The organism is Streptococcus sp. DTU_2020_1001019_1_SI_AUS_MUR_006 (assembly GCF_032340315.1).
Taxonomy (GTDB): Bacteria; Bacillota; Bacilli; order Lactobacillales; family Streptococcaceae; genus Streptococcus.
Genome location: NZ_CP135436.1, coordinates 1148273 through 1160697 on the forward strand (window position 1 = coordinate 1148273; position 12425 = coordinate 1160697).

Genomic DNA, 12425 nt, shown 5'->3' on the forward strand with positions numbered 1-12425 from the left:
CTTTTTCTAAAGAGGAATGAGAACGCTTACCACTTGTGAGCGTATGAAAGGAAATAGGAAAAAATGGGAAAACATTTTTTTGAGAAACGGTGTCATTACAGTATACGTAAATTTACAATCGGCGCAGCTTCTGTTATGATTGGTGCCAGTATCTTTGGAGCTGGTATGGTTCAGGCTGCTGAAACAGAAGGACCTGCTGAGACAGAAGGAACAATAACACAGGCTCAGCCTCTGGATAAACTGCCAGCAGATATAGCAGCAGCTATTGAAAAAGCAGAAGCAAGTGCTGGAACTGTAGATGAACAACCTGCAGCGTCAGAAACTGGAGCAACTGCAGCTGAAACAACTACTCCAAAACCAACTGAAACTCCTGCTCCTAAGGAAGAAGTAGCTTCAAAACCAGCTACAAATCCTAAAGAGGAAGCAGCTTCTGAGGCGAAACTAGTTGCAAGTCCTGCGACTAAAGATGTAGTAGATACACCAGATGTCAATCATCTAGAAAAGGCGACTGCAACAGCTTCAAACCATGAAGCCAACACACCATTTACAGCAGAAAAGGCAATTGATGGCAAACCTGATACTCGTTGGGCTACTGACCAAAATGTTGAGAAACCAACAATCGAATTCACACTTGAGAAGACAACTGTAATTAAGCATGTGGAAATTGATTGGGATCGCCGTCTTCGTGGTCAACAAAACGATCCAAATATCAAATCTTGGAATCTCTACTACGCTGGCCAGGATGATGTAAATGGTTCAGGTAACAAAGAATGGAAGTTGGCTCATCAAAGAACAGGAACACCTGTACTTGATGAAAAGGTTGACTTGAAAGAAGCTATCCAAGCTAAATACCTCAAACTTGAAATTACAGACTATCAAGCTGGTACAATGAATTGGAAAAATGTTGGGATTCAAGAAATTCGTGCCTACTCAAACATTCCAGACGCTAGCAAACCAACAGATATTCGCCAAGTCACAGAATTAGCGGTTGCTGAAGATGGGAAATCACTTGTTTTACCTAAATTACCAGGTCAAGTCAGCTTGATTGGTAGCAACAAACAGGGGGTTGTTGACCTAAATAACAAAATCTATAAACCCTTAACAGACCAAACTGTTAAGGTCATGGTCCAACAAGTCAAGGATACTCATACCTTCACAAAAGAATTTGAAGTCCTTATTAAAGGGTTACATGCAGACGAAGGTGTTGGAACCAAACCAGCAGTTGCTCCAGCAGTTCAACAATGGTATGGAACTGAAGGCAAAACTTCTATTACAGCTGATACCGTGATTTCAGTTGGCGATTCTGGATTTGGTCAAGAAGCAAAATTCTATCAGACTGACCTTGAAAGTCGTGGGCTAGAAATCGCTACAGGTGATCAAACAGCTCAAAAACGGATCGAATTTAAGAAAGTTGTAGATAAAGGCTATGGCAAAGAAGGCTATGGTATCACCATTAAAGATGGAGTTATCACAGTAGAAGCGGCGACCAACGCAGGAGCCTTTTACGCAACTCGTACTCTCCTTCAGATGGGAGAAAAGGATTTGCAAAACGGAGAAATCCGTGACTTCCCAAGCTTCAGTCACCGTGGCTTTATGCTAGATACAGGTCGTAAGTTTATTCCTTATGATACGCTTGTAGACATCATGCTCAACATGGCCTACTACAAGATGAACGATCTTCAGTTGCATTTGAATGACAACTATATCTTCTTAAAAGATCATTTAGCAGGGAAAAATCTTACTCCTCAAGAGGAACTGGATTATGTTCTTAAAAATGCTAAGACAGGTTTCCGTGTAGAGACTGATGTTGTCGGTGAAAATGGTGAAAAATTAACATCTGACGAGCATTACACTAAGGAAGAAATGCAAGAAATTATCAAGTTGGCAAAAGCTTTGCATATCAACCTTGTTCCTGAAATTGACACACCAGGTCACGCTCTTTCATTTGTTAAGGTTAGACCTGATCTTATGTATAAAGGCAGTCTTAGTGACTATAGAGGTAAACACAATGTAGAACGTGTGGCTATGTTGGACTTGGACAACAAGTACGAAGAAACGCTTGCTTTTGTTAAATCAGTCTATGATAAATTGTTGGATGGAGAGGATGCACCACTTCATGGTGTCTCAACAGTTCATATCGGAACCGATGAGTACTACGGTAGTCGCGAAAGCTATCGTCGCTATGTCAATGATATGATTCAGTACATCAAAGGCAAAGGCTATACACCACGTATTTGGGGTTCACTTAGTGCAAAACCTGGTACAACGCCAGTTGATTGGAAAGATGTAGAAGTTGATATCTGGAGTCTCGGATGGCAACGCCCAGCTGATGCTATTGCTCAAGGCGCTAAGATTATCAATATTACAGATATTCCAACCTATAGTGTTCCAAGTGGAAGCAATAGTCAAGGTGGTTACGGAGACTATGCAAGTTATGAGCGCCAATACAATAGTTGGACTCCAAATGACTTTACAACAGGTGGAGGACCACGCCTAGAAGCATCTAATCCAAATATCATCGGTGGTGGTCACGCTGTTTGGAATGACAACATCGACCTTCATGAAACTGGACTCACTTCTTACGATATCTTTAAACGCTTCTTCAAGAGTATGCAAACAACTGCAGAACGTACTTGGGGATCTGATCGTGCAGGTAAGACTTTTGCAGAGCGTACCTTGCCAACAAGTGTTTATGCACCGCAATCTAACCCTGATAAAACAGTAGAAGAAAGCGACTTGTTCAAGATCAATCCAGAAACTATCAAAGATTATCTTGCTAAGAAAGTACAGAAGACTGAAGCAGGTTTGAACTTCGAAAAAGATAGTACTATCGAAGGCCTAGTTGGTGATGCTGGACCAAGTCATGTCTTGAAATTAGATGTTACTGTAACTGGTGATGGTGAACAAACCTTCTCAACTAGTGGAGACAACCAACTTTATCTTGCGGATAAGGATGGCTACTTAGCTTATACTTTTGAACAATTCCATATTCAATTCAACAAGAAACTTGAAAAGAATAAACGTTATCAAATTTCTGTTGTAACCAAACCACAAGTAACAGAAGTTTATGTAGATGGTGAAAAGGTTGAGCGTATTGCAAATCCAGCTTACCCTCGCTTTGCGCATAATAGTTTAGTTCTACCTCTTGAAACAATCGGTGGCTTCAAAGGAATCTTGCATAGCGCTGAGTTGTCAAATCAACCATTCGTAAATCCACGCTTGATTCCAAATGATCATTTTACAGTTTCTGCAACTAGTCAAGAGTTACCAGGTACCAATGCAGAAGGTCCAGTAGAAAAAGCCTTTGACAATGATCCAAATACTTTCTGGCATTCAAAATGGTCTGGTCATCAAGCTCCATTCACTGTTGCAATGAACTTGAAAGCAGCAGAAAAAGTCAATGGTTTGACCTATCTTCCACGTCCAGGTGGTGGCAACGGAGTCGTGACTTCTTACGAAATCTATGCTCAAAAAGATGGTCAGATGGTTAAAGTTGCTTCAGGAACTTGGGAAAACAATTCCAAAGAAAAAACAGTTAACTTTGATGCAGTTGAAACGGATAAGGTAGAATTTAAGATCTTATCAGGTGTCGGTGGATTTGGTAGTGCAGCAGAGATTCAACTTCTTAAGCCACTTTCTGATAGCAAACCAGAAGAGCCAGTTACTCCTGAAAAACCAGTTACTCCTGAAAAACCTATCACTCCAGAGCAACCTAAAGTTGAAGAAGTAAGTGATGGTACAACTGAACTTGCTGATAGTTTTGTAGCTAAAAAGCCAGCTAGTGATGATGCGATTGCTGCAGCAGCCCAAAGTCAAGACTATCTCAAGAAAGAATACAAGGTCTTCCCAACACCACAAAAAGTAACTTATGGTGAAGGTGTTACAAAACTCCATAAACAAGTGAATCTTGTGATGGGTGACCAATTAGATATTTATACTCGTAACCGCTTGAAGAGCGTTTTGCAAGATCACCAAATCTCTTACACAAGCAGTAAAACAGCAGTGGCTGGTGTTACAAATATTTATCTTGGTGTTCATGGTCAAAATTCACAGGCTGAAAAAGAAACATCTGGTATTTCTCAAGGACTCTTTGATAAGATTGATGCCTATGCTTTGTCAATTAAGAACAATACAATCTCTATCGTCGGTAAAGATACAGATGCTGTTTTCTATGGATTGACTACTCTTAAACACATGCTTAATGAAAGTGAAGCTCCTGTTTTACGTAATGTAACAGTTGAAGACTTTGCTGAAATTAAGAACCGTGGATTTATTGAAGGCTACTATGGAAATCCATGGAGCAATGCTGATCGTGCTGAATTGATGCGCTACGGTGGTGACTTGAAGTTGACTCAATACTTCTTTGCACCAAAAGACGATCCATACCACAACAAGAAATGGCGTGAACTTTATCCAGAAGAAAAATTAGCTGAAATTCGTGAATTGGCACGTGTCGGGAACCAAAACAAGACTCGTTATGTTTGGACCATCCACCCATTCATGAACAACCGTATTCGTTTTGGCAACGATGCTGACTACCAAAAAGACCTTGAAACCATTAAGGCTAAGTTCACTCAATTGATGGATGTCGGTGTCCGTGAGTTCGGTATTCTAGCCGATGATGCTCCAAGTCCAGTTGGTGGCTACAATAGCTATAACCGCTTAATGAAGGACATGACAGATTGGTTGACTGAAAAACAAGCAACTTATGTTGGTCTTCGTAAGGAAATGATTTTCGTTCCAGGTCAATATTGGGGTAATGGACGTGAAGATGAGTTGAAATCTCTAAATGAAAACCTTCCAACTTCAACTTCTATGACCCTTACTGGTGGTAAGATTTGGGGTGAAGTGTCTGAAAGATTCCTCTCTAACCTTAAGAATAACCTGACTGCAGGAGGTAAGACCTACCGACCAGTTTCTCTATGGGTAAACTGGCCTGTTACAGATAACTCTAAACAACACTTGATCTTGGGTGGTGGTGAGAAATTCCTTCATCCGAATGTAGACCCTAGTCTCCTATCAGGTATCATGTTGAACCCAATGCAACAATCTGAACCTTCTAAGATTGCCCTCTTCTCTGCAGCTCAATATGCATGGAAACAATGGAAGTCAGAAGAAGAAGCTAAGAGAGTGAATGATATCGCCTTCAACTTTGTTGAAAACGGTAAGTTTACAGATAGCGAAGCATCTCTTGCCTTCCGTGAACTTGGTAAACACATGATTAACCAAAACATGGATGGTCGTGTTGTGAAATTGGAAGAGTCTGTTGAACTTGCACCAAAATTGGCGGCCTTCATGGCTAAGTTGAAAGCTGGTCAAGATGTTAGTGCAGAGCGTCAAGAATTGCGTGCAGAATTTGCTAAACTGAAAGCTGCAGCTCAACTATATAAAGCATCTGGTGATGAAAAGATGCGTGCTCAAATCCACTATTGGTTGGATAATACTATTGACCAAATGGACGCCTTGAGTGCTCTCCTTGATGGTACAGAAGCTATCGAAAAGAACGATTCTGCAAAACTTTGGGATAGTTACTATAAGGGCTTGAAACTCTATGAACAGTCTCAAACCTATACCTTCCACTATGTAGACCATGATGAAAGAGCTGAGTTGGGTGTTCAACATATCCGTCCATTCTTGCTTGGCCTTCGTGAAATCCTTGCAACAGAAGTCCAAAAAGCCTTGCATCCTGACCAAGTCATTAGTACCTTTATCACTAACCGTACAGGTGTAGAAGGTGGACTTGCTGAAGTGACTGATGGAGATCTAGGAACTCATGCATTGATCAAATCGCCAAACAGTATCAAGACTGGTGACTACATTGGCTTGAAATTTAACAAAGCTGTTCCAATCCAAAACTTGACATTTGCAATGGGAACTCAAGCAAATCCTCGTGATACCTTCAACAACGCTAAGGTTGAATATCTCAATGAAAATGATGAGTGGGTAACACTTTCAGAACCAAGCTACACTGGTAATGAACCACTGCTTAAATTTGAAAACCTCAACATCAACGCCAAAGCTGTTCGTATGATTGCGACTTCAGATCGTGATAATACTTGGTTTGCGGTAAGAGAAATTGCTGTGAACCGTCCTGTGGAAGTTACTCGTGCTAAACAGTCAGCTACTGTGACTATCAGTCCAAATCTTATGTACAAGTACAACACAACAGTTGGTCAGATTACAGACGGACGTGATAATACTGAAGCCATGCTTGCAAATGCTGATAGAACAGACACAACTCCAGTCAATGGTTGGGTACAACTTGACTTGGGTGAAGTTAAACCTGTGACCAAGGTTCGTTTGGTTCAAGGATCAGGAGATAAATTGGCAGAAGGTGTTCTTGAATATTCTGCAGATGGTAGCTCATGGCAAGAGTTGGATCGCTTGACTGGTGAACAAACAAAAGAAATCGAAACTCCAATTTCAGCTCGCTACGTTCGTGTTCGCAATACTAAGAACATCAACCTATGGTGGCGTATCGCTGATTTCTCAGTTGAAACACGTGCAGGCAATAGCGAATTGACTGATACAAATGTTGAAAGCTTGAAGTCAACTCCAGTTTATGACAGCCTAGGTCGTTATGACCTGAAAATTCCAAGCGGAACTAAGCTTCCAGCTAATAGCTACTTGGGTATGAAACTTGATCGTCTTCACCAAGCTGAAAGCATTCAAGCACTTGGTACAGAAAATCCATCTCTCAACTTGGAATACTCTCCAAATGCTCAAGAATGGTATCCAGCTGATCAAGTGACTGATAAGTCCTTGGTACGTTATGTTCGTCTAGTTAATAAGACTGATCAAGAACAAGCAGTGACAGCAACATCTCTACTTGTTAAGACAAAAGAAGTTCAACCAACAACACTTGATTCTACATCAATGGGAATCCACCCAACATACGGTCGAAATGACGTTCGTAAGATCAAGAACTTGGATCAGTTGTTTGACGGTGTCTACAATAACTTTGTAGAGTTCTCAGACTATGCTCGTAAAGACGGTCATATTACCTTGAAACTTGGTAGCGAACGTGATATTAAGAAGATTAGAGCTTACATCCAAGACGGCACTCAAAACTATCTCCGTGATGGTAAGATTCAAGTCAGTCAAGATGGCAAGACTTGGACGGATGTTGTGACAGTTGGTGACGGCCTTGCTAATGAAACACGTGATGACTCCTTGACAGATGGCTGGACACATGATTCTAAGATGCCAGGAAATCGCTATATCGAGGGTGAACTTTCAAGCCCAGTTAAAGCCAACTATCTCCGTGTTCTATTTACAGCAGACTATGATGCTCGTTTTGTAGGTTTCACTGAGTTGGTGATCAATGATGGTGAATTCGTGAAACCAATCAATGACCCAACTGTTGAAGGAAACAGCGGTGAAAGCCAAGGAAACCTATACACAAACCTTGTGGATGGCAAAGTATTGACAAGCTACAAGGCTGAGAAAGAACAAGGTGAGCTTGTCTACCACTTGTCAGAACCGACAGATTCTAACCATATCCGACTTGTTTCAAGTCTTCCTCAAGGAGTGAAAGCTCGTGTGCTTGCTCGTACTCTGAAAGAGGATAAAGCAGATGCTTGGTCAGAACTAGGTGAGATTACCTCAAGCTTCCAAACATTTGCTGTTAGAGATAAGTCTCCATTATTGGATGTCAAACTTGTTTGGGAAGGTGGCAAACCAGAGTTCTACGAAATGACGACCTTCCACCAAGAACTGCCAGAAGAACCAGAGAAACCAGCTCCAACTACAAGTAAGGGTGATGAGCCAGCACCAGTAGTAGAAGTCCCAGAATTTACTGGTGGCGTAAATGGTGTTGAAGCAGCTGTTCAAGAAGTTCCAGAATACACTGAAGCTATTGGCACAGCAGGTGATGAGGCAGCACCGGTAGTAGAAGTCCCAGAATTTACTGGTGGCGTAAATGGTGTTGAAGCAGCTGTTCAAGAAGTTCCAGAATACACTGAAGCTATTGGCACAGCAGGCGATGAAGTAGCACCAGTAGTAGAAGTCCCAGAATTCACAGGCGGCGTTAACGCAGTCGAAGCAGCTGTTCAAGAAGTTCCAGAATACACTGAAGCTATTGGCACAGCAGGCGATGAAGTAGCACCAGTAGTAGAAGTCCCAGAATTCACAGGTGGCGTTAACGCAGTCGAAGCAGCTGTTCAAGAAGTTCCAGAATACACAGGAGCTATTGGCACAGCAGGCGATGAACCAGCACCAGTAGTAGAAGTCCCAGAATTCACAGGTGGCGTAAATGGTGTCGAAGCAGCTATTCATGAAGTTCCAGAGTATACTGAAGCTACGGTAGAAGCAGACAAGATTCCAGCACCAGTAGTAGAAGTTCCAGAATACACAGGCGGTGTCAATGGAGCAGAAGCAGCTGTCCATGAAGTCCCAGAATATACTGGTGGGGTGAATGGTGTTGAAGCAGCTGTCCATGAAGTCCCAGAGTTCACTGGTCACGTAAATGGATCAGAAGGAACTACTCACGAAGTTCCAGAATTTACTGGAAGTGTGAATGGTTCAGCCCCAACTACACATGAAACTCCAGCATACAGAGATGAGCAGTCTCTTGTAGCTCTTGCTATGTCACAAGATAAGACCTACCAAGCACCTGCAAGTCATCCATACAAGCTCCCAGAAACAGGTACTAAAGAAAATGCTGGCCTTGCAGCCGTTGGTGTTGTAGGTGCACTTCTTGCTATGTTTGCTATGGGAAAGAAAAAAGACGACGAATAAGATGATGTAAAAGCATCTAATACTCAATGAAAATCAAAGAGCAAACTAGGAAACTAGCCGAAGGTTGCTCAAAGCACTGCTTTGAGGTTGTAGATAAGACTGACGAAGTCAGCTAAAAACACTGTTTTGAGGTTGTGAATAGAACTGACGAAGTCAGTAACATATACCTACGGCAAGGCGACGTTGACGCGGTTTGAATTTGATTTTCGAAGAGTATAAGTCATAGAGATTGAATCAAGAGACTAATCTCGATTATAAAAAGCGGACAAAACTAGTTTTCTGATAAACAGAAGCTGGTCTTGTTCGCTTTTTCTTAAAGTGAGGAAGCTGATGGTCATTGAAGTTCTTTGAATAAAACATTCCTAACTCCTGACGAAGTCCTTATACTCAATGAAAATCAAAGAGCAAACTAGGAAACTAGCCGCAGGCTGTACTTGAGTACGGCAAAGCGACGTTGACGCGGTTTGAATTTGATTTTCGAAGAGTATTAGATTGGGTTAAGCCGCAAGCCAATTACTACCATTTAGGATGTTTTGATGACAATTTAAGAAAGAGCAATCTTTTCCTAGAAATAAATGCTAAACTATGGTTGTTCCTAAACATGATTTAGTAGATCGGTGGTTTGGTTCAAACCTAAAAGAATAGAGCTGATCTTACAAGTTAATCTGAAGAGTATTATTGGATTGGATTTAGAGATAGCTAGTAGAAAAAAGTAAATCTGAAATTTGATGTTCTCTTGTGAGCAAGACTAAGAAGTTATTCTATTCATTTATTGGTAGAAAGCTTTGGGGGTATCTATGAAATTTAATAAATATGCCTATCCCTTAGCGCAAGCCTGCTTGGGTTTGTATTTATTCGCTGATGGAGGTAGTTTGATCAATTTAGATATTGGGGTTATCCTTGTCTTACTATCCTTGATTAAGGGAGTAGAAATCTATAAAGAAGAAAGAAAACATAGGTGAGCATCGTTAGTAACTAGAGATGCTGGAGTTCAGGAAAGAAGAGGTAGTGGTTTGCAAAAGTTGAAAAATAGTTTAAAATTTGTAGGAATGATCTTACTGATTATAAATGTAAATACATTTCCCATGAGAATGCTGGCTCTCGAAGATTCTAGTTCTCTATCCTTAAAGTGGACGACTAGTATTGGGTATTTGGTACTGGCTACTTTCTTGCTAGTTGCTGTTTGGCGACAATATAAAAAGAAAATTCCGAATCAGCAGAAGGCTTTCAAGTTTACCTGGAAGGATTTTGGAATAGCCCTTTTATTTTATGTGGCTACTCGACTAGTAGCGATTGTAGGTACTCTCCTAATCCAAGTGGTTACTGGAAATCCAACTTCCGCTAACGATGCTGCCTTGCTGGCCACAAGTGAGCAGGTTACTCGTGTTTTTCCTCTATTTTTCATCGCCTTTCATTTTGCAATTGGTATATTTGCTCCAATCATGGAAGAATTAGTATTTAGAGGATTCTTCAGCCACTATTTTTTTAAAGAAGATCAAAAGTGGTTGAAATTGCTAATAAGTTCTGCGATTTTTGGCTATCTGCATATGTTTTATCCGATAGAGTTTGTAACTTATTTTTTACTGGGAGTGATATTTTACTTAGCCTATGCTCGTAGAGGGAATATTCTTGATTCTATAGCTGTTCATTTGCTAAATAACGGAGTGCTGGTACTGGTATCTATCCTAAACTATCTATTTTTAGTTTTTAGCTAATACTCTTCGAAAATCTCTTCAAACCACGTCAGCGTCGCCTTGCCGTATATTTGTTACTGACTTCGTCAGTTCTATCCACAACCTCAAAACAGTGTTTTGAGCAACCTGTGGTTAGCTTCCTAGTTTGCTCTTTGATTTTCATTGAGTATAAAATATATTCAAAAAATGATTGGTTTAAAGGCTGATCATTTTTCTGTTGCAAAGATCAACTTTTGCTGATAAATGCTGAAGATAGCAATAAAAAAACCAGCGATTCAATCACTGGCTGTTAGATCGTTCTTTTAGGAAGCTCCATTAGTAGTAGACGTTTTGGTATCTGTTGTTTGAGTGCTAGAAGAAGGAACAGTCGGTTGTTCTTGTTTACTGCTAGTATCTTCTTTCTTGCTTTCTGCACTGCTACTAGATTGGGTTGTTGTTTCTTCTTGTGTGTTTTCTTTTGTAGAAGTATTGTCCTTGTTTGGAGTAGTATTCTCTTGAGGGGATTCCTTTTGAATCTCTTTTATGACTGTTGTCTGGGTTGTCGTAGTTTCTTTTTTAGAGTTATTATTATTATTCATAGCATTCATGATGGTGATACTTGCAGTAATCAGCCCCAGAATACTACCGATAGTAGCTATCGTCTTTTGAAAAACAGTAAATCCTTTTTTGATGTGTTCTGTTTTGGGTTTTGATGTTCTACGATAATTAGACATAATATCTCTCCTTTACTAAAATTCATTATACCGAAAATCTTTAAAAAAAACTTAAATGAACCTGAATTGCCTTTCTTGTCGCCTGAACTGTTTCGTGATACAATAGAAGGAGTGATTTTAGAAAGCGTGAGAAACCATGATTTACTTTGATAATTCGGCAACGACTAAGCCTTATCCAGAAGCACTTGAAACCTATATGCAAGTGTCTGCAAAAATTATTGGAAATCCTTCAAGTCTCCATCGTTTGGGAGACCAATCTACCAGAATTTTAGAAGCTTCCCGTCAGCAGATTGCAGAATTGATTGGCAAGAAAAGCGAGGAAATCTTCTTTACCTCTGGTGGTACTGAAGGTGATAACTGGGTTATCAAAGGTGTAGCTTTTGAAAAAGCGCAATTTGGTAAACACATTATTGTGTCAGCTATTGAGCACCCAGCAGTCAAGGAGTCAGCTCTTTGGCTCAAGACTCAAGGTTTTGAAGTGGATTTTGCACCAGTTGATGAAAAAGGATTTGTAGATGTAACTGCTTTAGAAAATCTACTTCGTCCTGATACAACGCTAGTCTCTGTTATGGCAGTCAACAATGAAATCGGCTCAATCCAGCCTATTGAAGCTATTTCAGAACTTTTAGCGGATAAACCAACCATTTCTTTTCATGTAGATGCTGTTCAGGCCTTGGCTAAGATTCCGACAGAAAAGTATCTGACTGATCGAGTAGATTTCGCAACCTTCTCCAGTCATAAATTCCATGGAGTTCGTGGTGTTGGCTTTGTCTATATCAAGTCTGGTAAGAAGATTACACCGCTTTTAACTGGTGGTGGCCAAGAGCGTGACTATCGTTCCACAACTGAGAATGTAGCAGGGATTGCAGCGACAGCCAAGGCCCTACGTTTGTCTATGGAAAGACTGGACTTGTTTTCTAGCAAAACGAGTCAGATGAAGGAAGTCATCCGTCAGGCTCTTCTTGACTATCCAGATATTTTTGTCTTTTCAGGTGAGGAAGACTTTGCTCCTCATATTCTGACCTTTGGGATTAAGGGAGTTCGTGGGGAAGTCATTGTTCATGCCTTTGAAGACTATGATATTTTCATCTCTACAACCTCTGCTTGCTCGTCCAAGGCTGGGAAACCTGCTGGTACCCTGATTGCCATGGGCATTGAAAAAGATAAAGCCCAGTCAGCAGTTCGTTTCAGTCTAGACCTAGAAAATGACATGAGTCAAGTTGAACAATTTTTGACTAAATTAAAATTAATCTACAATCAAACTAAAAAAGTAAGATAG

At 40.6% G+C, this 12425-nt stretch carries 5 protein-coding genes; 4 read left to right on the forward strand and 1 reads right to left on the reverse strand.

What is annotated here, in order from left to right:
• The first annotated feature begins 63 nt into the window (after positions 1 to 63).
• The 3 genes from RRU92_RS05515 (at position 64) to RRU92_RS05525 (ending at position 10454) form a co-directional block, all read left to right on the forward strand.
• Positions 64 to 8739: an SIALI-17 repeat-containing surface protein gene (locus RRU92_RS05515; RefSeq protein ID WP_315638857.1), complete on the forward strand. Its 8676-nt coding sequence runs from the start codon at positions 64 to 66 to the stop codon at positions 8737 to 8739.
• 797 nt (positions 8740 to 9536) lie between these two features.
• Positions 9537 to 9701, forward strand: a complete 165-nt coding sequence (locus RRU92_RS05520; protein ID WP_193750817.1) for a hypothetical protein — start codon at positions 9537 to 9539, stop codon at positions 9699 to 9701.
• Positions 9702 to 9752: 51 nt separating this feature from the next.
• A complete protein-coding gene (locus tag RRU92_RS05525) occupies positions 9753 to 10454 on the forward strand; it encodes a type II CAAX endopeptidase family protein (protein WP_315638858.1) in 702 nt (233 codons plus the stop codon).
• A gap of 281 nt (positions 10455 to 10735) precedes the next feature.
• On the opposite strand, the gene RRU92_RS05530 is transcribed toward RRU92_RS05525, so the two are convergent.
• Positions 10736 to 11146: a DUF6556 family protein gene (locus RRU92_RS05530; RefSeq protein ID WP_315638859.1), complete on the reverse strand. Its 411-nt coding sequence runs from the start codon at positions 11144 to 11146 to the stop codon at positions 10736 to 10738.
• Between the two features lie 136 nt (positions 11147 to 11282).
• Between RRU92_RS05530 and RRU92_RS05535 the strand changes: the two genes are divergently transcribed.
• Positions 11283 to 12425, forward strand: a complete 1143-nt coding sequence (locus RRU92_RS05535; protein WP_315638860.1) for a cysteine desulfurase family protein — start codon at positions 11283 to 11285, stop codon at positions 12423 to 12425.

Coding starts and splice junctions, on each gene's coding strand:
- RRU92_RS05530 (WP_315638859.1), bottom strand. CDS start 11,146: ATGTCTAATTATCGTAGAACATCAAAACCCAAAACAGAACACATCAAA.
- RRU92_RS05520 (WP_193750817.1), top strand. CDS start 9,537: ATGAAATTTAATAAATATGCCTATCCCTTAGCGCAAGCCTGCTTGGGT.
- RRU92_RS05515 (WP_315638857.1), top strand. CDS start 64: ATGGGAAAACATTTTTTTGAGAAACGGTGTCATTACAGTATACGTAAA.
- RRU92_RS05535 (WP_315638860.1), top strand. CDS start 11,283: ATGATTTACTTTGATAATTCGGCAACGACTAAGCCTTATCCAGAAGCA.